The 23,027-nt window shown below is 55.3% G+C and carries 21 protein-coding genes; 11 read left to right on the top strand and 10 right to left on the bottom strand.

Translation table 11 applies throughout. From position 1 onward, the window contains the following. Nucleotides 1–231 precede the first annotated feature (231 nt). From O3S68_RS20030 to O3S68_RS20010, 5 genes are all read right to left on the bottom strand, one after another. Nucleotides 232–1,596 carry an efflux transporter outer membrane subunit gene (locus tag O3S68_RS20030; RefSeq protein WP_269232306.1) on the bottom strand — a complete coding sequence of 455 codons (1,365 nt, stop codon included), beginning with the start codon at nt 1,594–1,596 and terminating at the stop codon, nt 232–234. A 2-nt stretch (nt 1,597–1,598) separates the two neighbouring features. After that, nucleotides 1,599–4,706 (bottom strand): efflux RND transporter permease subunit, encoded by a 3,108-nt coding sequence (locus O3S68_RS20025; protein ID WP_269232305.1) that lies wholly within the window; start codon nt 4,704–4,706, stop codon nt 1,599–1,601. Next, nucleotides 4,706–5,827: an efflux RND transporter periplasmic adaptor subunit gene (locus O3S68_RS20020; RefSeq protein ID WP_269232304.1), complete on the bottom strand. Its 1,122-nt coding sequence runs from the start codon at nt 5,825–5,827 to the stop codon at nt 4,706–4,708. The genes O3S68_RS20025 and O3S68_RS20020 overlap by 1 nt, the downstream gene beginning before the upstream one ends. A 115-nt stretch (nt 5,828–5,942) precedes the next feature. Beyond that, on the bottom strand, nt 5,943–6,521 hold the full coding sequence (locus O3S68_RS20015; protein ID WP_269232303.1) for a TetR/AcrR family transcriptional regulator: 579 nt from the start codon (nt 6,519–6,521) through the stop codon (nt 5,943–5,945). Nucleotides 6,522–6,787: 266 nt separating this feature from the next. Continuing rightward, nucleotides 6,788–7,573, bottom strand: a complete 786-nt coding sequence (locus tag O3S68_RS20010) for an NAD(P)H-dependent oxidoreductase (protein WP_269232302.1) — start codon at nt 7,571–7,573, stop codon at nt 6,788–6,790. A gap of 87 nt (nt 7,574–7,660) precedes the next feature. Here O3S68_RS20010 and O3S68_RS20005 point away from each other — a divergent pair, with 87 nt between their 5' ends. The 3 genes from O3S68_RS20005 to foxA all read left to right on the top strand — a co-directional run bounded on the left by O3S68_RS20005 (nt 7,661) and on the right by foxA (nt 11,886). Further along, the gene (locus O3S68_RS20005) at nt 7,661–8,581 is read left to right on the top strand and encodes a LysR family transcriptional regulator (RefSeq protein WP_269232301.1); all 921 of its coding nucleotides are present in this window, start codon (nt 7,661–7,663) and stop codon (nt 8,579–8,581) included. 117 nt (nt 8,582–8,698) lie between these two features. After that, nucleotides 8,699–9,649, top strand: a complete 951-nt coding sequence (locus O3S68_RS20000) for an AraC family transcriptional regulator (RefSeq protein ID WP_269232300.1) — start codon at nt 8,699–8,701, stop codon at nt 9,647–9,649. Between the two features lie 143 nt (nt 9,650–9,792). After that, on the top strand, nt 9,793–11,886 hold the full coding sequence (gene foxA, locus O3S68_RS19995) for a ferrioxamine B receptor FoxA (RefSeq protein WP_269232299.1): 2,094 nt from the start codon (nt 9,793–9,795) through the stop codon (nt 11,884–11,886). A 42-nt stretch (nt 11,887–11,928) separates the two neighbouring features. On the opposite strand, the gene murP is transcribed toward foxA, so the two are convergent. Beyond that, complete coding sequence (gene murP, locus O3S68_RS19990) at nt 11,929–13,368, bottom strand: PTS N-acetylmuramic acid transporter subunit IIBC (protein ID WP_269232298.1); 1,440 nt, start codon at nt 13,366–13,368, stop codon at nt 11,929–11,931. Then, a complete protein-coding gene (gene murQ, locus O3S68_RS19985; RefSeq protein ID WP_269232334.1) occupies nt 13,368–14,279 on the bottom strand; it encodes an N-acetylmuramic acid 6-phosphate etherase in 912 nt (303 codons plus the stop codon). Before murQ ends, murP begins: the two co-directional genes overlap by 1 nt. Before the next feature lie 326 nt (nt 14,280–14,605). On the opposite strand from murQ, the gene O3S68_RS19980 reads away from it, so the two are divergent. Continuing rightward, nucleotides 14,606–15,295 (top strand): hypothetical protein, encoded by a 690-nt coding sequence (locus O3S68_RS19980; RefSeq protein WP_269232297.1) that lies wholly within the window; start codon nt 14,606–14,608, stop codon nt 15,293–15,295. On the opposite strand, the gene O3S68_RS19975 is transcribed toward O3S68_RS19980, so the two are convergent. Both O3S68_RS19975 and O3S68_RS19970 read right to left on the bottom strand, forming a co-directional pair. Next, a complete protein-coding gene (locus O3S68_RS19975) occupies nt 15,249–15,719 on the bottom strand; it encodes a hypothetical protein (protein ID WP_269232296.1) in 471 nt (156 codons plus the stop codon). The two genes, O3S68_RS19980 and O3S68_RS19975, sit on opposite strands and share 47 nt — an antisense overlap. Next, nucleotides 15,691–16,575, bottom strand: coding sequence for a winged helix-turn-helix domain-containing protein (locus O3S68_RS19970; protein WP_269232295.1), 885 nt, complete (start codon nt 16,573–16,575; stop codon nt 15,691–15,693). The genes O3S68_RS19975 and O3S68_RS19970 overlap by 29 nt, the downstream gene beginning before the upstream one ends. Before the next feature lie 402 nt (nt 16,576–16,977). Between O3S68_RS19970 and O3S68_RS19965 the strand changes: the two genes are divergently transcribed. Together O3S68_RS19965 and O3S68_RS19960 are read left to right on the top strand one after the other, a co-directional pair. Further along, a complete protein-coding gene (locus O3S68_RS19965) occupies nt 16,978–17,661 on the top strand; it encodes a FliA/WhiG family RNA polymerase sigma factor (protein WP_020456412.1) in 684 nt (227 codons plus the stop codon). Nucleotides 17,662–17,884: 223 nt separating this feature from the next. Further along, entirely contained in the window at nt 17,885–18,343 is a 459-nt protein-coding gene (locus O3S68_RS19960; RefSeq protein ID WP_020456413.1) for a C40 family peptidase, read from the top strand. Nucleotides 18,344–18,345: 2 nt separating this feature from the next. Here the strand turns inward: O3S68_RS19960 and O3S68_RS19955 are convergent, their stop codons facing one another. Then, nucleotides 18,346–19,761 (bottom strand): aminotransferase-like domain-containing protein, encoded by a 1,416-nt coding sequence (locus tag O3S68_RS19955; protein ID WP_269232294.1) that lies wholly within the window; start codon nt 19,759–19,761, stop codon nt 18,346–18,348. Nucleotides 19,762–19,936: 175 nt separating this feature from the next. Between O3S68_RS19955 and O3S68_RS19950 the strand changes: the two genes are divergently transcribed. The 5 genes from O3S68_RS19950 (at nt 19,937) to O3S68_RS19930 (ending at nt 23,026) form a co-directional block, all read left to right on the top strand. Continuing rightward, complete coding sequence (locus O3S68_RS19950) at nt 19,937–20,098, top strand: DUF1127 domain-containing protein (protein WP_020456415.1); 162 nt, start codon at nt 19,937–19,939, stop codon at nt 20,096–20,098. A 103-nt stretch (nt 20,099–20,201) separates the two neighbouring features. Beyond that, nucleotides 20,202–20,795 (top strand): ATP-dependent Clp protease proteolytic subunit, encoded by a 594-nt coding sequence (locus O3S68_RS19945; RefSeq protein ID WP_370447804.1) that lies wholly within the window; start codon nt 20,202–20,204, stop codon nt 20,793–20,795. A 126-nt stretch (nt 20,796–20,921) separates the two neighbouring features. After that, a complete protein-coding gene (locus O3S68_RS19940) occupies nt 20,922–21,971 on the top strand; it encodes a DUF1176 domain-containing protein (protein ID WP_045510137.1) in 1,050 nt (349 codons plus the stop codon). A gap of 77 nt (nt 21,972–22,048) precedes the next feature. Continuing rightward, nucleotides 22,049–22,465, top strand: a complete 417-nt coding sequence (locus O3S68_RS19935; protein ID WP_269232293.1) for a FosA family fosfomycin resistance glutathione transferase — start codon at nt 22,049–22,051, stop codon at nt 22,463–22,465. Between the two features lie 93 nt (nt 22,466–22,558). Then, complete coding sequence (locus tag O3S68_RS19930; protein ID WP_269232292.1) at nt 22,559–23,026, top strand: MarR family transcriptional regulator; 468 nt, start codon at nt 22,559–22,561, stop codon at nt 23,024–23,026. Nucleotide 23,027 lies beyond the last annotated feature (1 nt).

Here is a 23,027-nt window from a genome sequence, read left to right as displayed (position 1 = left end):
GGCGATCCAATTGCATTGTTTTGCTTTTCTTCAACCCTGACGACGCCCATACCGATCAATAACCAGCGCGGCGCTGGAAGCCATCACAATCGCGAGGCTCATTTTCCACATCGCTTTACCGCCGATGCTGTTAAAGACAAACATCAGCATACCCAACACGATAGCAACGGCGGGAGAAATCCGTGGCTTAACCGCTCCAAAAAACGCGCCGGTCAGCCCGGCGCAAAAGGGTTAACTGACGCCGCCGCCCAGCGATTGCCAGAGCGTGACGCGGTTTTGCAGATCGGTTTGTTGTAGCGAAATCAGCGACGATTTCGCCGTCCACAGCGCGCGCTGCGCGGTCAGCACCGACAAATAATCGCCGGTTCCGGCGCTGTACTGGCGCTGGGCGATATCCAGCGCTTTCTGCTCGGCGGCGACATATTCACGCTGCGCGTCGAGTTGTTCGTTGAGCGTTTCGCGCCGCGCCAGCGCATCGGCAACATCTTTAAACGCGCTCTGAATGGTTTTCTCATAGGTCGCGATCAGCCCTTTTTTCTGTGCTTCAGCGTAACGCAACTGCGCAACATTTTTACCCCCGGCAAACAGCGGCAGCGAAATGGACGGCGCGAAAGACCACACTTGCAGGCCGTGGCTAAACAAAGAGGAGAGCGAATCGCTGCCTACCCCGGCGCTGGCGGTCAGCGAAATGGTCGGGAAGAAGTTCGCCCGCGCCGCGCCGATGTTAGCGTTCGCGCTTTTCAGGTTATGCTCCGCTTCCTGAATATCCGGGCGGCGCAGCAGCACGGAAGAAGACACGCCCGCCGGTGTCAGCGTAATGCTGTTGTCGGCAAGACTCTCCAGCGTACCCGGCAGCAGCGACTCCGGTACCGTGTCGCCCGCCAGTAAATTAAGCGCGTTTTTATCCTGTGCCACCTGCGTTTGGTAGCTGGCGACGCTGGCGCGCGCCTGCTGGAACACCGCCATGGCATCGGCGGTATCACCGGCGGCTGCCACGCCGATCTGCTGTTTGCGTTTAACAATGTTCAGCGAGTTTTGCGCACTCTCCATCGTCTGCTTCGCAAGTTCAAGATTGCTGTTATCCGCCGCCAGCGTCACCCAGGCGGTGGTGATTTCCGCCACCATGCTCAGGCGCGTGTTTTGCGCGGTGTACTCGCTGGCAAGCCAGGTTTCACGCTCTGCGCGGGTCAGACTCTGGTTACGGCCAAACAGATCCAGTTCGAAGCTGGAAACCGCGCCATCGGCTTCGGCGCTGCTAGTTACGCCTGTGGCAACGGTGCGGCTGCGGGTGCTGCTGAGCTCAGCGTTTAGCGTCGGGAACAGCGCGGCGCGGTCTTCAGCATACAACGCGCGCGCGGCATCGATGTCGGCAATCGCTTTTTGCACATCGCGGTTATGGGTCAGCGCATTGCTGACGACCTGTTTCAGTCGGCTGTCGTTAACGATCTGCTGCCAGTCGGCGGCCACGGCTTTTGCCTGGCCTTGCGCGCCCGGTAACGTCGCGGGAACGGGGGCCTGCGGGCGCTGATAAGTCGGGTCGAGAGAGACACAACCGGCACTCAGCAGGGCGAAGAAAAGAACACTGATACGCAACATGATTACTCCTGACGTGCGCGTTTACCGGTGAACAATTTTTTCACCAGTACAAAGAACAGAGGGACAAAGAAGACAGCCAGCAGCGTCGCGGTGAGCGTCCCGCCGATGATGCCGGTGCCAATAGCGATGCGGCTGTTCGCGCCTGCCCCGGTGGCGATGGCCAACGGTGTGACCCCGGCGATAAACGCCAGTGACGTCATCATGATCGGGCGCAGGCGAGTTCGCGCGGCACGCAGCGCCGCGCGTGACAAAGAGTTGCCCTGGTGTACTGCCGCTTCGGCGAATTCAACAATCAGGATGGCGTTTTTCGACGACAGGCCAATAGTGGTCAGCAGTGCGACCTGGAAGTAAACGTCATTACTTAACCCGCGCATCCACGCCGCCAGCGCCGCGCCCAGCAAGCCCAGCGGGATAACGAGGATCACCGAAAGCGGTACGGACCAGCTCTCATACAGCGCCGCAAGGCACAGGAACACCACCATAATTGAGATGGCGTACAGGCTCATGGCCTGGCCGCTGGCGAGTTTTTCCTGCAATGACAAGCCGCTCCATGCCCAGGTTGTCCCGGCGGGTAAGGCATTAGCGAGGTTTTCCATTTTGGTCATCGCCACGCCGGAGCTGAAGCCACTGGCATTCTCGCCCTGAATCTCATACGCGGCGGAACCGTTGTAACGCACCAGCGTTTCCGGGCCGTATTCCCAGTGCGTGGTGGCGAAGGCTGAAAATGGGGTCATGTCGCTATTGCTGCCGCGCACAAACCATTTATCCAAATCCGAAGGTGAGGCGCGGGAATCGCTTTCCCCCTGGATATAGACCTTTTTCACGCGTCCGCGATCGATAAAGTCATTCACATAGGTGCCACCCCAGGCGCTGGAGAGTGTGTTGCTGACATCGCTCAGTGACAGTCCCAGCGCCACCGCTTTGTTGCTGTCGATATCGACTTGTAACTGCGGCGTTTCCGGCAGCGCGTTGGCGCGCACGGCGGTAAGTTCGCTGTTCTGATTAGCGTTCGCCAGCAACTGATTGCGCAGTTTCAGCAACTGGTCGCGATCGGTGCTGCCGCTGGCGAGCAATTCAAAGGTGAAACCGTTGCTTTGACCGAGGCCGTCCACCGAAGGCGGCGTCATGGCGAAGATTCTGGCGTCGCGGATGCTGCTTAACTCGCGGCTGGCGCGTTGGGCAACCGCCTGTGCGGTATTTTCCGCCCCTTTACGTTGCGACCAGTTTTTCAGTGAAACGAAGGCCATCCCGGCATTTTGCCCGCTGCCGCTAAAGCTAAAACCGGTCACGGTGAAGATGGCTTCGGTGTTGGCTTTCTCCGTGTTGAGGAACCAGTCGGTCACTTTGCTGGCCACCGCGTCGGTACGCGTGGCAGTCGCCCCGGCGGGAAGGGTGAACTGCACCATGATTTCGCCCTGGTCTTCTGTTGGCAGGAAGCTACCAGGCAGACGCCACATCACGAAGGCCATGGCTGCGCAAAGCACGGCGTACGTGCCGACCACGGTAACCGTGCGGCGCAGCACGCGTAACACACCGTGTTGATACTTGCGCTCAGTGTTGTTGTAGAAGCGGTTAAACGCGCCGAAGAACCCTTTTTTATGCGGCGTGCTGTGTTGCATTATCGAGCCGCAGAGCGCTGGCGTTAAGGTCAGCGCAACGACGACCGACAGCGTCATTGCCGAGATAATGGTGACGGAGAACTGGCGGTAAATCACCCCGGTGGAACCCCCAAAGAAAGCCATCGGCAGGAAGACGGCGGAGAGCACCAGCGCAATCGCGATCAGCGCCCCGGAGATTTCACCCATCGATTTGATGGTGGCTTCGCGGGCGGGCAGGCCTTCGTCGCGCATGATGCGCTCGACGTTCTCCACCACCACAATGGCGTCATCCACCAGCAGGCCGATTGCCAGCACCATAGCGAACAGCGTCAGGGTGTTGATCGAGTAGCCAAACAGCGCCAGCACGCCAAACGTCCCCAATAACACCACCGGCACTGCCAGCGCCGGAATAAGCGTGGCGCGGATATTTTGCAAAAACAGGTACATCACGCAGACCACCAGAATGATGGCTTCAATCAGCGTTTGCACCACGTCTTCAATCGAGATCTTAATAAATTCGGTGCTGTCTTTCGGGTACGCCACATCGTAACCCTGCGGCATGCTGTGGCGGTATTCGGCGATTTTATCTTTCACGCGTGTCGCGGTATCCAGCGCGTTCGCGCCGGGCGCCAGCATCACCGCCAGACCAGCAGCCGGGTGGCCGTTCAGCTTCGCTGAAGCGACATAATCTTCGCTGCCCATTTCAACACGCGCGACATCTTTCACCCGCACGACAGCGCCGCTGCTCTCGCTTTTGATGATAATGTCCTGGAACTGCACCACAGTTTGCAGGCGCGACTGGGCGCGCACCGTGGCGGTGAGCTGCTGCTGACCGGAAGAGGGTAGCGCACCGATTTTACCGGCAGAAACCTGTACGTTTTGCGCTTCAATCGCGCTCTGTACATCGGATGGCATCAGCGAGTACGAGGCGAGTTTGTCAGGATCCAACCAGATTCGCATCGCGTATTCCGCGCCGAACACCTGTAAGCTACCGACACCGTTCACGCGCGCCAGCGGATCCTGCATGTTACTCACCAGCCAGTCGGCGATGTCGGAGCTGGTGGCGCGGTCGGTTTTATCGTACAGCCCCATGATCAACAGGAAGTTGCTCTGGGATTTCACTACCGTCACGCCGGATTGGGTGACTTCCGTTGGTAAGCGGGATTCCGCCTGCTGCACTTTGTTTTGCACCTGCACCTGCGCGGTATCCGGGTCGGTGCCCTGCTCAAAGGTGACGGTAATATCCACCTGGCCATCGGAGCTGCTGGTAGAGGTGAAATAGAGCAGGTTATCCAGCCCGGTAAGCTGTTGTTCGATAACCTGGGTGACGCTGTTTTCCAGCGTCTGTGCCGATGCGCCGGTATAGGTGGCGCTAATTTTGATTGCAGGCGGCGCAACATCCGGGTACTGCGCGATAGGCAAGGAGCGGATCGCCAGAATACCGGCCATCATGATAAGGATGGCGATCACCCAGGCGAAAACCGGGCGGCGCACAAAGAAGCTGGAGAACATCAGGCTTTTCCTCCATTGTCTTGCGGGATCTCAACGGCTTTCACAGTCGATCCCGCAGCGACTTTATCGGTGCCTTCGACGATCAGCTTGTCGCCATTTTCCAGACCTTTCAGGACTAACCATTTATCGCCATAGGTATCGCCGGTTTCGATGTTGCGCTGCTCAACCTGATTCTGCGCATTGACCACCAGCGCAGTGGCATTGCCTTTCGCATCACGCGTGACGCCTTGCTGCGGCGCGAGGATCGCGTTTGCCATCACCCCTTCTTCCACACGGGCGCGCACAAACATCCCCGGCAGCAGTTGCTGATGTGGGTTCGGGAACACCGCGCGCAGCGTGACGGAGCCGGTGGATTCATCGACGGCGACTTCGGTCAGCGCCAGGCGGCCTTTTTCGCTGTAGTTGCTGCCATCTTCCAGCGTCAGCGTGACGGCGAGCGTGTTGCTGTCGCTGGCCAGCGCTTGCTGGCGCAGGCGCAGCAGATCGACGCTTGAGCGGGTGAGATCGACATACATGGTGTCGAGCCCGCGCACGGTCGCCAAAGCCGTGGTTTGTTCCGCCGTGACCAGCGCGCCAGGTGTGACGGACGAGATGCCAATGCGCCCGCTGATCGGCGAAGCGACGGTGGTCCAGTTCAGATTGATGCGCGCGCTTTCCAGTGCCGCTTTCTTCGCGCTCACGCTGGCTTTGTCCTGCGCGCAGGTGGACTGCGCATCGTCAGCGTCCTGGCGCGAGACGCCATCCTCTTTCACCAGTTGTGCGTAGCGGGTGGCTTTCTGGCAATCGGACGTCACCAGCGCCTGCGCCTGTTTCAGCGCGGCGTCGGCTTCATCAAACGTGGCGCGGTAACTGGAAGGATCGATCTGGTAAAGCGCCTGCCCGGCCTTTACCGTATCGCCTTCTGTAAACAGGCGTTTTTGAATAATGCCGCCAACTTGTGGCCGTACTTCTGCGGAGAGTGACGCGGTGGTACGCCCGGTTAACAGGCTGGTCACGGCGAGCGGCTGGCTTTTCAGGGTGACGACGCCGACTTCCTGAGTGGGGTGTTGTGCAGGTGGTGTGGCGTTATCGCATCCAACCAGCGCGAATGCGGCCATCAACGTTGTAGTTATTAACTTCATGACTATTTTCCTGGCATAAGCGAAGCCTGCCCGTTATTAAAACGGGATAATAAGCAGGCGAGTTGGCGCTTATTTCCGACGGTCTGGAAATAAGCGCGGATTTATATTTGTCGGATTATTTCTTTAGCAGAAATATCATGGTGATAATTTCCTGATACAGCTCTTTTAACTGCGCCGGGTCGCATTTTTGCGGCGTTAAACGACGCAATGTCGCACCTTCCATCAGGCCAGCCAGCAGCTCAACGCAGCAGCGCACCTGTTCGGCGCTTAACTGCGGATGTCGGCTCTGCATATGGTTGCAGGCATTGTTAAACATGCGGGCGTCGGCTTCGACCATCATCGCCTGAACCTGCGGATTACGCGTCGCTTCGGCAGACATCTCCAGCATTAACGCGTCGTCATCCGGGCTAAGCGTTTGCCGCCAGGCCAGCACCTCCGGCAGGTGCGTGGTTTCGGCTTTGTTTTCCATTTCGGCGATGCGGTAGTCGATGATTCGGCGAACAATCTCCTCAATAATGGCGTCTTTACTGCTGAAATAGCGGTAGATCTGCCCGACGCTCAGCTGGGCTTCAAGGGCGATTTGCGACATGCTGGCGGCGTGAAAGCCGCTCACGCGAAAACGCCGACGGGCGGCGGCGATAATCTCATCTTTACGCTGCTGATGGCGTTGTTCCTGCGTGGTTTTCGGCGGCATCGGGAACCCTCGATTGATTGATTTTTGAGAGTGATCGTTCTCAACTATCAAATAGATTAAACGAAGTTATATTTTTCGCGTAAACATTTCCTGCGCAAATTATTGGAATTTACAAAACTTGATATTATGAAGAAATAATGAAAAACAATGGAGAAATGTGCCAGAAAATAATAGCGAAGAACGTTGCTATTAATTTGAAGAGATTGTGATGGATTGCAAATAGAGAAAACCGGCGCCATTTATCGACGCCGGTTATTTTTATGCATTTATTCTTTTCTTTGCTGATGAATGACCAGCCCACTTTCGCCCGGCGCAATCTCCGGGCGCAAGGTTAACGCCGGAATGGTGTAATCCCCGCCGTTTTGCTGACGGAACGGCAGCGGTGGCGTCTGCCATAACGTATCCAGCCGCTGTGCCAGTTCTTCACGGTGGGCGGCGAATCGCGCGTCATCAACGCGGCTGGTGCGATAAATCACCAGCGGCGGCAACACCGCGAAGCCCGGATAAAACAGCATGCCGTGCTGGATCGGAAACAGAATGTCGTCGATAGGACCGTTGATGCCGCGCGGGCTGTAGTGCGATTCCCAACCGCCAGCGGTAACCAGCAGCATGGCGCGCTTACCGGCCAGGCTGCCTTCACCGTAGCGATCGCCCCAGTGCGTGTCGCTGTGCTCGCCGACGCCGTAGGCAAAACCGCAGGCGTAAACGCGGTCGAACCAGCCTTTCATGATGGCGGGCATGGAAAACCACCACAGTGGAAACTGGAAAATCACTGCGTCGGCCCACAGCAGTTTGGCCTGTTCGGCGGCGATATCCGCAGATTGTCGGCCCTGTTCGAAGGCGTGTTTCGAATCTACCGACGGATTGAAAACGTCGCCAACGGGCGCATCGAGGCTGTCGTTTGCGTCGAGCGGTGCTTTCCACTGCATGGCGTACAGGTCGGAAACCTCGACGTGGTGACCTGCTTTTTCAAGATGCTGCACGGCGAATTCTTTCAGCGCACCATTCAAGGAATGCGGCTGCGGATGGGCATAAACAATCAAGACATTCATAACAACTCCCGGCAATAAGATTGAAGCTGCAGGGTAGGTGAAGCACAGATATAGTAGAAATTAATTGCTGATATCACAGGTATAGTCATGATTAATCTCAACCGCCTGGATCTGAACCTGCTGCTGACGCTTGATGTCCTGCTCCGTGAACATAATGTCACGCGCGCGGCGCAGCGGCTGAATCTTTCCCAGCCTTCGGTGAGTGTGCAACTGGCGCGGTTGCGTGAGATCTTTGACGATCCGCTGTTGCTGCCCGGCCCGCGCGGTATGCAGCCGACAGTACGGGCGGACGAGTTGCGCGAACCGTTACGCCAGGCGCTGGAAGCGCTGGAGCGCGCGGTGTCGCCAGTCAACGCGTTTGACCCCGCCCGCGCCAGTGTGACCTGGCGTATTGCGGCGACGGATTACACTGAATCGGCGGTGCTGCTGCCGCTGCTTGGCACTTTGCGTCGCGACGCGCCCGCCAGCCGCCTCGCGGTGTTTGAGCTTAACCCCGGCCAGATTAAGCGCCAGGCCGAGCAGGGCGATATCGATCTGTTCTTCCATTTGCGTGAAGGTGCGCCGGCGTCGCTGCACCAGCGGTTATTGTTCACTGAGCGCTATGTGCTGGCCGGCCGTTTAGGTCATCCGGCGCTAAAACGCCGCCCGTCGCTCAAACAGTTCTGCAAGCTGGAGCATGTGATTGTCTCGCCGGAGGGCGGTGGTTTTCAGGCGGCAACGGACGACGCGCTGGCGGCTCGCGGGTTAACGCGCAATGTGGTGCTTTCGGTGCCGCACTTCCTGTTTATGCTGGATGCGCTGGCGCGCACGGATTTGGTCGCCGTGCTGCCGGAGCGGCTTGTCGCCACCACTGGCGCGTTGCAGGTGGTTGATCCACCTCTTGATCTGCCGGGCTTCGACATGCTGATGCTCTGGCATGAGCGGCTGCACCGCGATCCCGGACATAAATGGTTGCGCCAGCAGGTTCTCGCTGCGTTGGCAAACGCCGACAGTATTAACCCTCGTTAATGTGTATGTGAGAATAATTCTCAACATTATTGAAGCGCATCAGGGCGAATGGTAAGGTGTAGGCCGTTTCGCCCGCGCGTGGGTTGAGGGTTCGACAGATAGCGATGGCTGCCGTCTATGCAAAAAAGACACTTTTCAGTAGAAGACTTTATCGGTTTTGGCGAGCGTTATGGGATTGATTACCGCTTCCCGTCACTGACAACCGGTCTTTTCAGTCAGGCGCAGCGCATTGTGATTCAGGGCGACGTTGAAGAGATGACGCTCTCTTCTGGTATCAACCTTACCCGTTCTGACATTCGCGTTCTGCAACCTTATGAAACGACCTCGCTGCACAGTTGCCCGCTCTACATGCTGGTGGTGCTGGAAGGCAGCGTGATGCTGCGCCTGAACGGGGAAGAGTTTGTCGTGCGCGCCGGCATGGCGTTCACCTCGCGCCTGAGCGAGCACCAGGTGATGAACGCCAGCCATCTGGCGGATTGCCATCTGCGCACATTATCACTTGGCGTCAATCCGGCAAGCTGCTGGCAATCACCGCTCCTCAGCGCACTTTTACAACAGTGGGAAGCGCATGGTGCCCCGACCTTTTTATGGCAGGTGCCGGGCTTTTTATTGTCTGGTTTACAGCAAACGCAGCAAGCCTCACTGCCTGCGCTCTCCCGCCAACTGATGCTGGAAGGCGTGATGCTGCAACTGCTGGGCAACGCGCTGTCGCAGCGCATGCAGGGGCAGGAGAGACGCCGCCCGGTTCAGTGTGGTGCACAGCAGCGGCTGGAAAACGTACGCCGTTTGCTGGAACAGCACCCCGAAAAAGAGTACACCCTGGCAGCACTGGCGCAGCTGGCGGCGATGAGCGCCAGCAGCCTGCGCGTGAAGTTCCGCCAGGCGTACGGCCACTCTGTGTTTGATTATCTGCGCGACTGCCGTCTTGAACTGGCGCGTCGCTATCTGGCGGAAGGCTACAGCGTACAGCAGGCCGCGTGGATGTCCGGTTATCAGCACGCCACCAACTTTTCCACCGCGTTTCGCCGCCGCTACGGTATGGCACCCAGCGAAATCCGCGCCTCCTGATTTTCTCCTGTGTAGACCAGCGTTGCCGATGCGTGCGCGATTTTATCATCGCGCATACGTGAATCATCACTGCGCATAGCTATTGGCGAATTCAAAAGGGTAATAATTCTTATTTACAATAATAATGGCTTCTGGAGATTTTCATGTTCGCAAAAACGCGACTGGCACTGATGATTGGCTGCATAACCGGCGGGATGAGCGTAACGGTGCTGGCACAAGAGACAACCCCCGGCAACGATACCGTGGTAGTGACTTCACAAATGCAAAGTGGCGCGACCAAGCTGGAGACGCCGGATATCGAAACACCGCAGGCGGTATCGATTGTCACCCGCCAGCAGTATGAAGAGCAGGGGGCAATCAGCGTGCGTCAGGCGGTGAGCTATACGCCCGGTGTCTACAGCAACCAGATTGGCGCATCCAACCGTTTTGACTATATCGTGCTGCGTGGTTTTTCTGACGGTAGCCTGGATAACGTCTATCTCGACGGGCTGAAAATGATGGGTGACACCAACTCTCACAGCTCGTTAGTTATCGATCCGTGGTTCCTGGATAGCGTGGAAGTGGTGCGCGGCCCGGCATCGGTGCTGTACGGGCGCTCATCGCCAGGCGGTATTGTGGCGCTGAATTCGCGCAAACCATCGTTTGATCCCGGCGGCGAAGTGAAGCTGTTTGCCGGAAATAACAACCAGCGCGGCGCGGCGTTTGATGTCACCGGCCCGGTGGATGATAACGACCGGGTGGCGGTGCGTTTAACTGGTATGACGCGCTATGCCGATTCGCAGTTTGACCACCTGAAAGAGCAGCGTTACGCCATTGCGCCGAGCCTGACCTGGCGTATTACCGATCACACGCGCCTGGAGCTGATGGCTTACCTGCATCGCGATCCCGAAGGTGGCAGCCACTCCGGTTTGCCGTATGAAGGCACCGTGGTGCCGCACGCGGGCAAGAAAATTTCCAACACTTTCTTTGAAGGCGAAGACGATTACGACAACTATGATCGCCGCGAAAATATGGTCGGTTATAACGTTGAACACGCCTTTGACAGCGGCTGGTCGGTGCGCCAGAAACTGCGCTATCTGCACACCACCGTCGATCTTAACCAGGTGTACGCTGCCGGATGGCTGAATGATACCGAACTGAACCGGGGGTACTCCGGCTCGGATGAATCGCTTTCGGCGGTGACGCTGGATAACCAGATCGATGGCAGCATCGATACCGGCATTATCAACCATCGCTTGTTGTTTGGCGTGGATTATCAGCGGCGCAGCAATAACGTCACCGCCTCTTATGGCAGCTTCCCGGCGATCGACGCTTTCCACCCGGTTTATGGTGCCGATCCGCTGTCAATCAGCGTATATAGCCGTGAAAAACACAAACTGGAGCAGACCGGGATCTACGCCCAGGATCAGATGTCACTGGACAGATGGCGTCTGACGTTGGGCGGTCGTCACGATCAGGTGAAGATCACGAACGTCAATAAGATCAACGACACCAGCGATACGCTGGATCAGAACCATTTCAGCAGCCGCGCGGCGCTGATGTATCTGTTTGATAGCGGTTTTGCGCCGTATGTCAGCTACTCGACCGCGTTCACGCCGACCAGCTTCACCGACGAGTACGGCAAGATCCTGCAACCGATGAAAGGCAAGCAGTGGGAAGCGGGGCTGAAGTTCCAGCCGGAAGGCTCGCAAACCATGTACAGCGCGTCGGTGTATCGCATCAACCAGGAGAACATCGCCACTAAAGTGGAGCCGACCGATCCCTACCGTTCCATTGGCGAGATCGAATCCGAAGGTGTGGAACTGGAAGCGGTGGGGCAACTGACGGACAACCTGCGTTTGCAGGCGGCCTACACCTACAACGACATCCGCTACAAGAAGAGCAGTGCGCAGGAGCAGGGCAACCGCGCGGTGTACGCGCCGCGTAATCAGGCCAGTGCGTGGCTGAGCTATGACGTGAAAGACGGTGTACTGAACGGGCTGACCGTCGGTTCCGGCGTGCGTTATGTTAATGGCATCACCTCCGATCGCCAGAACACGCACACGCTGCCGTCTTACTCGCTGGTCGATCTGGCGGTGGGTTATGACCTGAGCCATGTGGGTTTGAAAGGGCTGAGTGCGCAGGTTAACGTTAACAACCTGACCGACAAACGCTATGTCGCAGCGTGTAACTCCCTCTCTTACTGCTACTTCGGTGCGGAACGCAGCATCGTCGGCAGCCTCTCCTACCGCTTCTGATGTCCTGATTTCACCCGGCTTTACGCCGGGTGAAAACGGATGTTAGCTCAAATCCACGTTTTTGTGACCAAAGAACCAGGTCGCGAGAAAACCGCACACGTAAGCGACGACCACACCTGCTGCATAGACCGCCATTCCCGTGTAGATCCCCTGTCCGGAGGTCATCAACGGCAGCGCCACCAGGCCTGAAGGGCCAAACACGGTGTTGAGCCCAACCGGCAAACCGAACCAGGCAAAAGTGCCAATAAAGAAACCGCCGCAGGCCCCGCCGATACAGGCCGTGACAAACGGTTTTACGCGCGGCAGCGTGACGGCGTAAATCAATGGTTCGCCCACCCCGAGCAGGCCGGGAATGATCGCGCCACGGATCTGATTACGCAGAATCGACTCGCGCGCCGAGCGGCAATAAAGCGCCAGCGCCGCGCCCACCTGGCCGCCGCCCGCCATCGCCAGGATCGGGAACAGCGAGTTAAAGCCCTGCGCATCCATCAGCGCGAAATAGACCGGAATAAAACCCTGATGCACGCCAAACACGACGGCAATCAGGAACAGCCCGGCCAGCACCGCGCAGCCGAACGGGTTGCCGTTAAGGTGCAGGAATAGCCACGACATGCCTTTAAACAGCTCAACGCCGATCGGCATGATCACCGTGAAGGTTAACGCGCCGGTAATCAGGAGCGTGAGCAACGAGGTGAGGATCATGTCGAGGTTATCCGGCATGAATTTACGGATCTGCCGCTCGATCCAGGCACCCATGATCGCTGCGATCAGCACGCCAATAATGTTGCCGCGCGGATCAATACCCATACCGAAAAAGTTATCGATGCCGGAAAAATAGCCCACTGTCGCTTTCGGATCGTAACCGAGCACAAAGAGCGCGGCGATAATTGCGCCATTCACGCCGCTGCCGCCAAAGGCTTTCTGCGCGTTGTAGCCAATCAAAATCGGCAGGAAGGTGAACAGTCCTTTGCCGAAAACTTTCATATAACCAACGACATGGACAAGCGTGGCATTTTTTTCGGCGGCATTGATAATCAGGCTTTGCTCAATCAGGGTAGCGAAGCCGAGCAGCATCCCGGCGGCGATAAAGCCAGGGATTAACGGGGTGAAAATGGTCGAAAACTTCGCCAGAAACTGATGCACGCCGCTGGTCTGTTTCGCTTTCATCTGTTGTTTGGTATCGCTGGCGATACTTTTCAGCGACGCCGCTTCCACAGGCACGCTGGCACCGCCTGTCATCGCGCTCATCATTTCTGCCGCCGTTTGCGCTTTGCCGGGGCCAACGATGATTTGCAACTGATCCTCACTATTGACCACGCCAAGAACGCCAGGCAGCGCTTTAAGTCCGGCGTTATCAACCAGAGCATCGTTGTTTAACGTCAGACGCAGCCGCGTCATGCAGTTGCCGCAGGTTTTAATATTCTCTTTGCCACCCACCAATTGCAGGACTGTGGCAATAAACTGCTCGCTGATTTTGGCCATTAGTTGACTCCCGCGTGAGCCAGCGCCTGGCGAATAAACCCACCGTTGTCGGCTAACAGGCGTGCTGCCTGATCAGCGCTCAGCCCGCCTAACACCATGACGATGGCGGTTTTACAGTGCCCGTCGCAGGCTTTCAGCGCCTGAGTTGCGGTTTCGCTGTCGCAATCAGTCGCTTCCATCACGATATTGATTTGCCGCTGCACCAGCTTCTGGTTGGTGGCTTCCACATCGACCATTAAGTTGCCGTAGACTTTGCCGCTGCGGATCATCGCGCCGGTCGTTAGCATATTCAGCACCAGTTTCTGCGCTGTTCCGGCTTTCATTCGCGACGAGCCGGTAACGACTTCTGCACCCACCACCGGAACGATGGCGATATCGGCGATTTGCGCCATCTCACTGCCTGCATTACAGGTCAGCGCCACGGTGGTCGCACCGAGTTTTTGTGCATACTGCATCGCCGCAATGACATATGGCGTACGGCCACTGGCGGCGATGCCGACCAGGATGTCGTTAGCGTTAAAATTAAGCGCTTTAAGGTCCTCGACGCCAAGCGTCAGGCTGTCTTCGGCGTTTTCTACCGCCTGCAAAATGGCGCGATGGCCGCCTGCTATCAGACCAACCACCTGCTCGCGCGGGGTGCCATAGGTCGGCGGGCATTCGCTGGCATCAAGGATCCCAAGGCGCCCGGAGGTGCCGGCACCGCAGTAAATCAAGCGTCCACCTTTCTTGAAAGCCGCCACAATCGCGTCCACCGCCTGGGCGATCGCCGGGATCGTTTTTTCCACCGCCAACGCCACTTTTTGATCTTCACGGTTGATAACCCTCAACATCGCTTCGGTATCAAGCATGTCAATGTCAGCGCTGGCGGTATTGCGGCCTTCGGTAGTCAGTCTGGAGAGATCAATGTTCATCAACGTTTCGCTCAACTCGGTTTTGCTGTTATTTGCCTGCTGCACGGTGGCTCAGGCACCTGTTAAGGAATAATATATTACTCATAAAATGTTTAATAAGAATAATTTATTCTCATTTGCTTATTACGCCAGAAATGTGACGCCGTTCATACGGCAATAGTGCAGACAGATTTTACTTACTGGTATGTTTTTTAAGACTTAATTATTTAATGTCATTGATTGATGGGACTTTTCAACCTGTCTGCGTTAAAAGACCCTCCGGCTTTATCAATCTGTGGTCAGTCACAAATACCATTATGACGCCTGTTATCTGCAAGGATGATGCTATGCATAAAGTGAATTACGCCGCTAATTTCCCTCTCTGGCAGAGCCCGCAACTGTCGTTGCGTTGCAATTTACAGTGGCGCAGTTTTGCAAAGGTAGCGGTGCTCTTTAATGCGCAGGATAAGGCATTGCTCGGTGCGCAATGTGCAGCGTTAAGCCAGGCAGGTATAAGCGCGGAACAACTCTGGCCCGTTGCCAGAGCGTCGGGCAGGGATGGCAGACTGGCTGAATTACAGACACAGTGCATGGTATTGAGCGAAGCGCAACGGCAAGGGTGGAACAATGTCCTGCTGTTCGATGCCGGCTTTCAACTGGTGCAGGATGAAAGGGTGTTCGCGCAGGCGAATCGTATCTTTGCGAGCCTTAATCGACTGGACTGGCATGCGTTGCTGTTGGGGGGGCATTACCAGCATTCATCGCCGTTGCTGACGCTACCTGGTATCGCTCGTGTACATCACGCCGTGAGCGCTGCAGCCTATGCGGTTAACGCCAGCTATTACCCTGTGTTATTAAATGCTTACCATCGTGCGATAGAGCATGCCGCCAGCCTTAATGATATTTGGCCATTACTAATGGGAAAACATTGCTGGCTGGCGGTGAATCCTGGTCTGGTAAGCTGGCGTGATAACAGCCCTAAGCCGTTCCCTACTTGTCGTCCAGCGGGTAGAGAAAGATCATTCCGTTTTGCATAGTGACCAGCGGCACGCCATCTGGCCAAAGTTGCTGCATACGCACTTGCGAATGCATCAGTAAATCAATGTTGCTGGCAAGCAACGGGGTGTCCGGAGAGGGGACGAAATGAACAGGTGTGTAGGTAAAAAAGCGTTTCTCACCCGCCTGTTTTTTCTGCACGAAACTCCCTTTGAGCCTGAACTGAGGGTTATTCGGACTGCTGACATGGCTTACGATCGTCTCTCCAACGGTGGACAACTGGACGTCATAGAGCTCTTTTTGCTGCTGCGGCAAATCGTAAAAACCGAATTGCTGCGTTATGTTGCTGCCCGGTTTTAATGCCGGCTGCGAACGATGCCAAAAATAGCCACAGGCAGCGACAATCAGCGTCGTGAGCAACAGCATTACGCCGTACTTATGCGGTCTTGCAAGGCACCATTTCATCGAGTTTTCTCCGCGTTTCTTCAAGTATCAATTCATTAAGCGAAGCTAAATTGGCCCGCCACTGGTAGATCTGCATCGCCAGAATATTCTGCCCACAGGTGCTGTGTAAGCGCAGGGTAAAGTTCAGCGTTTGGTTATTACTTCGTGAATAGATGCTCAGGTTGATGGATTTCTTTTTTATCTGCTCATTTAAAAGGTGATAGGTGTCTTTGAGCCGGTTGTAGACTGTGGCTTGATCCTGCAGACGCTCGCCGGGTTCAACAAGCGTATACAGACGAATATTGCTATACGCGTTTTTTGCCAGTTCTTCAGCTTTCATCGTCTGACCGCGATCGATTGTCAAATAACCGATAAAGGCGATAAAAAGTACTGCCACCAGCAATAGCGATACGAAGGCTCCCCGGGGATAGCGTGTTGATTGCTCAGGCATTTCATAAACCACGTCAGAAGAGAGCGGCTGCGTATTGGCGGTGCTCACTTCTGTGAGAGATTTCTCATTATTTAATGAAATATCTTCTTGTGGGCTTTCAACCTGCTGGCAATATTCTGCATCCAGTACATAGCCCCGTTTAGGCACGGTGCGAATAATGCGTTGCTGTTTGCCGTCATCTTCCAGCGCCGCGCGCAGGGCGTGAATTGCGTTTGGCAGGCTGTTATTACCGATAACCCGCCCCTCCCAGACCTGGTTGGTCAGCTCTTCCCGTGTAAAAACCTTACCCGGGTTCTGTTGCAACAGATCCAGCAGTTTGAGCTGATACGCGCCCAGCCGCTTATGTTCTCCGGTGACTAAATGAATAATTGAGCCGGAAGGCAAATCAATTATCCAATTGTTAATGGCACAACAATGTTTTTTCATAACGAATTTCAAGTAGCTCCATCATGGAACAAGTGATTATTAAGGTTATGTACTGTAATTGAGAATTAATTAACGTGAAGGCGCGTGAGCAAATCTTCTGGCCCCAGTAATCATTCCATATGAGATATTAATAATACTACTGTGCGATAGATGAATTACACGCAAATTCATTAATTGCCGCTTTTCGGGGAATTAAGAATAGGGGATGTGATGTATCTTTTTACACCAGTTAAGGTGGGAAGCCGTGCAGTCCCGCTTATTGTGATTATGTGATGTTAATTTATTGTTGTTTATTTAATTAATCTTTTTACCCATTGAACTAATGAGAAACGTCAGCCTAAAGAATGCAAAAGCAGCATCCGTCTGTTTTTATGTAATAAATCTAGTCTGCGCCATTTAATAATGATGAGTGTAATTTCCTCTGAAACGGTAACGTTTCCCGATGAAGCGCGCTATGTCCGCGATTATTTGCCGCTGGTGCATAAAGTGGTGAAACAATTCGCCTGGCAGACCAGCAGCGTCATGGATAAAGACGATATGCGGCAAGTCGCCCTGACGGGGTTGCTCTTTTCATTGCGTCGTTATGGACAACCTGATGCGCAATTTGCCGGTTACGCCATCCAGCGCATTCGTGGGGCAATTCTTGACGAGCTACGCCAGCAGGACTGGCGTCCACGGCGGCTGCGCCAAAAGATGTACAAGCTCAACGACGCCATTCGTGAGCTGGCGCGTGAACTTGGCTATGTGCCGAATTTTAATGAATTAAGCGAACGGCTTTCTATTACACCAGAGGAGTATCAGCACTATTTATTACTCGACTCCGCCAGTGAGCTGGAGAGCCTGGATAACGATCTCCATTCCCACGCGCTGGAAAGCCGCCCGCTTGAAGCGGAAGTCGTGAATAGCCGTGCACTAAAAAGCGCGATAGCAAGCCTGACCCGGCGTGAACAGACGATTCTGGGGTTGTATTACCACCATGAATTAAGTCTGAAAGAGATTGCCTCAATGCTTGGACTGACAGAAGCCCGTATTTGTCAGCTTAATAAAGTAATAGTGCAAAAGTTACGGGCGTTTTTTGACGAATAAGTACGTTTCTCCTTCCGCTAAGGAATGAAAAATGTATTTAAGATTTTAACCCTTTGTTTTTATTAGTATTAATATTGTGAAATATTTAACTGTATCATCCATCGTTGCCCCCAGGCAGAGCGTGCTCCGCGGGTTTTTGGGGCTTTTTTTTCTTATTTTGCTTTCTGTGTTCCTGACAGGTTGCGCGCAGTCTAAACCGGTTAGCCGTACACAGGGGCCAACAATGCTTGCCGAACAGCGCAAGATCACCCATGAAGAGACACTGGCGGCGACGCGTAAGTCTAAAGTTGACAAGGTTGTGCAGCACCTTAAAAAACAGTTGGGTAAACCTTATGTCTATGGCGGCGTCTCGCCAGCGCGCGGTTTCGACTGTAGTGGGCTGGTGTTCTATGCCTACAACAAAGTGCTGAGTAATAAATTACCCCGCACCACCAAAGCCATGTTCCATGACAAGCGCTTAATGCGGGTAAAAACCGCGAACTTGCGCCAGGGCGATTTGCTATTCTTTCGCAGCAAATTACGCGGTCCGGTCGATCATGTCGGTGTCTATCTGGGGCATAACCGCTTTATCGAAGCGCCGCGCCGCGGGTTGAATATCCGTATCAGCCATTTTCTTGATGACTACTGGCAGGATCACTACCTCGGCGCACGCCGTATCCTGACAGGCAAACGCGTGCTCTGAATTCACGCCTCCAGCGCGTTATGAATTGCCTCGCCCAACTGTTTGATCACCTCGCGATTGGCGTCGGTCAGCGGCAGGGCGCAATTCAGACGCAGGCAGTTACGGTACTTGCCAGACGCGGAAAATAACGAGCCGGGCGCAATCTGGATTTTCAGGCGGCACAGCGCGCGGGAAACACAGACCATATCGACGGTTTCCGGCAACTCGACCCACAGTAAATAACCGCCTTGCGGGCGTGTCACGCAGATACCGCAGGGAAAATACTGGCGCACCCAGCAGGTGTAAGTTTCCAGTTGCTGCTGATAAACCTGGCGCATACGCCGCACATGCCGATGGTAATGACCGTCGCGAATAAACGCCGCAACCGCCAGTTGTGTTCCCGGCACATTGGTGCCGATGGCGGCATATTTTTTATGCAGCACCCGATCCAGATAACGCCCTGGCGCAATCCAGCCGACGCGCAGTCCCGGCGCCACGGTTTTGGTGATAGAGCTGCACAGCAGCACGCGGCCATCAATATCATAGGATTTTATCGTGCTGGGACGCGGGTATTCGGCTGCCAGCTCGCCGTAAATATCGTCTTCAAAAATCACGATGTCGTGGCGCTGCGCCAGCGCCAGCACGGCCTTTTTCCGCGCGTCCGGCATGATAAAGCCGAGCGGGTTATTGCAGTTCGGCACCAGAATCACGCCCTTAATGGGCCACTGTTCCAGCGCCAGCTCCAGGGCTTCCACGCTGATGCCGGTTTCGGGGTCGGTCGGAATTTCAATAGCTTTAATATCCAAACCACGCAGCAACTGCATCGTGCCGTAATACGAGGGGGATTCAACGGCGACAATATCCCCCGGCTGACACACCGCCAGCAAGGCGAGCGCCAGCGCCGGATGGCAACCGCTGGCGATGACAATATCGTCGGCGCTGACCGATGCGCCGCCGTCCAGCATCAGCCGGGCGATTTGTTCACGCAGTTCAAGGCGACCCGGCAGCGTGTCGTAGCTTAACGCCTCCATCACCTGGTGCTGGGCGATACGGCTCATCTCGCGCCACAGCGGTTTAAGCGTGAGCTGGGTGATATCCGGTGCGCCGCCGCCAAACGCAGCAATCGCTTTATCGGTGCGCGCGTCGAGCAGCGTCAGCACTTCATCCCACTGCGTGACTTCCACCGGCCGTTGTACCGGGCGCGACATCGCGGGCACCGGCGGTTTTGCCTTCCGTGGCGCCACAAAGTAGCCGGAACGCGGCTGAGGCGTTATCAGTTGCAGGCTTTCCAGCACCTGGTAAGCCTGCTGCACGGTGCTGATACTCACGCCGTGCTCCTGACTCAGGCTGCGCACTGACGGCAGTTTTTCGCCGTGACGATACAATCCCTGTTCAATGCGTTCTGCCAGCAGCGTGGCCAGATGTTGGTAGCGTGTCATGCTGTATCCTTAAAATTCACCATACAGATTTAAGAACCAGTACAGATTTGGGTGAAATTCGCGATTCAGACCTTGTTTTAAGCGATCTGTATGTTAAAGAAAAGTGATTTCTGAATCTGTATTGTAATGGGCGAGAACGGCGAAGATAGAGCTCTTTTCAGGCGAGGAGAGCATCATGGAATTTTTTGAAAATCGACCCAACCGCCCGTTTTTAGGGTTTGTTTTACTCTGGCGCAAACTGCAACGGCTGCGTGAGCGCGTAAAAACGCGGCGGCTGCTGCGCGCATTAAGCGACGAGCAGCTAAAAGACTTGGGGTTACGCCGCAGTGAACTGTGATAAGCGCGATAACGCGCGGAGATAACATCTTGTTATTTCCGCCCAACCGGCGTTGGGCTATGCTTAGCTCCACAACCTGAAGGGGAGAAAGCGCATGCACTTTATGAACGAAGACGACGAGAAAAAAGAGAAAGAGACTGGTAACGTCTCGCAGCTGATGCAGCAAAAACTGCTGGATGCCCGCTCGATCATTATCTCTGGCGAGATCAACCAGGCGCTGACAGAAAAAGTAGTCACTCAGTTACTGCTGTTGCAGGGTATCAGCGATGCGCCGATTAAGATCTATCTCAACAGCCAGGGCGGTCATGTTGAAGCGGCAGATACCATTCATGACATGATTAAATTCATCACCCCGGAAGTGCACATCATCGGCACCGGTTGGGTGGCAAGCGCCGGGATCACCATCCTGCTGGCGGCGAAAAAAGAGCACCGTTATTCGCTGCCGAACACCCGCTTTATGATCCATCAACCGCTGGGCGGCGTTCGCGGTCAGGCAAGCGACATTGAAATCGAAGCGAAAGAGATCATCCGCACGCTGGAGCGCGTTAACCGCATGATCGCTGAAGCGACCGGCCAGCCGGTAGACAAAGTGAAGCAGGATACCGACCGTAACTACTGGATGAACACCAAAGAAGCCATTGATTACGGAATCGTTTCTCGCGTGGTGAAATCCTACGGCGAACTGAATCTGGATTAAGTTTGTTAGCGACCTTGAGGCGAGAATTTTTTCTCGCCTTTTTTCTCTTCACGCCCGCCAAAATACACTTCTCCCTGACACATAATTTCTGCACACTGTGCGCATTTCTCATTACGGAGTGATGGCATGAAAAGCAGTATCAAAGCGGCGCTGGTGATGACAGCAACGCTAAGTGCGCCCGTGCTGGCGGAGCAAAGCGGCGTCTCGTTTGACCATAAAGACTGGGAAGTGGTGTGCGATAACACTCTGACCTGCCGTGCCGCAGGTTACAGCGCGGAAGAAGAGTCAAGCGGTTCGGTGTTGATTACGCGAAAAGCCGGTCCTGACACGCCGGTGACCGTTGATGTGGTGCTGGCAGAAATGGACGCCGATGAAACCACGCAACAGGCAGCGCTCAGCCTGTGGATCGATGGTAAATCACAGGGCGAGATCGCTACCGAGGATAACGATAGCTGGCGTTTATCTGATGCGCAGGCGCGCAGCATGATCGATGCCGTGAAAGGTAGCGGTAAAGTTGAATTCAAAGGCGGCGCGAAACCGTTTGTGCTCTCCGGCGACGGCGCATACGCCGTGTTGCTGAAATTTGATGACGTACAAGGGCGCGTGGGCACACCTGGCGCGCTGAGTAAAAAGGGCGATAAAGCGGAGAGTTCGGTGACGCCTGCGGTTGCTGCACCGGTGATCCAGGCGGTGGAAGTGAAAGGCGGCGAAGATCGCACGCTCACCAAAGCCGAAACCGCAGCGCTGAAACCGCGTTTGCTGGCGGCACTCACCAGCGGTAACGAGTGTGACCGCCTTGTCTCCCCGCAGGAACCGGTTATCGACGGTGATAACGACATTACCCTGACACCGCTGGATGGCAAACAGGTGCTGATCTCCACTCTTTGCTGGCGCGGGGCGTACAACGAAGGTTATGGCTACTGGGTGGTGGATAAAGCGCTGAAGGGAACGCCGCAATTTATAACTAACTCCGCGTCTGACTACAGCGATGGCGTGATCTCGTTGGGCCAGCGTGGTCGCGGCATTGGCGACTGCTGGGCTTCGGCAGAGTGGGTCTGGGACGGTGAAACCTTCCGCAAGAGCAGCGAATCCACCTCCGGCATGTGCCGCTATGTGCGTGCGGGCGGCACATGGGATCTGCCGGAATTCGTTTCGGAAGTGAAAGAGGCGAAGTAATTCGCAGCCCGATAAACGCTGCATTCAGCATTTTTGCCAGGTGCAGCGTTTTTCTTTTTCAGGCCGGAGTGCAAAGCATGTTAAACAGCCTTAACCACCTGACCCTGGCGGTTAGCGACCTTGCCCGCAGCGTCGATTTTTATCATCAACTTCTTGGTCTGAAACTCCATGCGCGCTGGGATAATGGCGCTTATCTCACCTGTGACGAGTTGTGGCTTTGCTTATCTGTTGACGCGCAGCGTCAGTATGTACCGCCAACACAAAGTGACTACACCCATTATGCGTTCAGCGTTGATGAGCGCGATTTCGCCCGCTTTGTCACCCGCCTTGAGCAGGCTGGCGTGGTGAGCTGGAAAGTGAACAAAAGCGAAGGAGACTCCTGGTATTTCCTCGACCCCGACGGGCACAAGCTCGAAGCACATGTCGGCAACCTTGCCCGGCGGTTGAAGGCGTGCCGTGAGAAACCGTACAAGGGGATGGTGTTTTTTGATTAGGCTTTCGCAATCTATGCTCTTTGCCATCCTCGTTTCTTGATACTTACCCTGATAACTATTATCGTACCCCGCCTGTGAAACGAGGGGATCGCGATGACTAAAGATGAACTGTTCGCCCGCCGACCGCTGGGTATGCGCATGGCGATGGTTGTGCGTCAGTGGCGTGCCACTATCGATCACGCATTGAGCGACACGGGCATCACACAGTCGGGCTGGACGGTACTGATGCAGCTTCACCAGTTAGGGGATAACGTCTCCGTCAGCGAACTGGCGGAAGTGCAGGGCATTGAGCTGCCGCCGCTGATGCGCACGCTGACACAGCTGGAAAAACAGGGGCTGATTGTGCGTACGACATCGCCGTACGACAAGCGCATTCGCCTGCTGGCGCTCACCGCCGGGGGGACGCATATGCTGGGTAAAATCACGCAAGTGATCGAAGCCTGCCAGTTGCGGGCTGCGGAAAATATTCCGCCAGCAGAGCTGCTCGCCTTTAGCGACACATTGAATCAAATCGCCTGTAATTTGCGTACGATGCGCGAAGAAGACAACCAAACCGAATAAG

Origin of the sequence: Kosakonia sp. SOY2 (assembly GCF_027109175.1) — a bacterium.
GTDB lineage: Bacteria > Pseudomonadota > Gammaproteobacteria > Enterobacterales > Enterobacteriaceae > Kosakonia.
The sequence above is the reverse complement of the archived record's forward strand: the minus strand, read 5'-3'. Positions and strand labels throughout refer to the sequence as shown.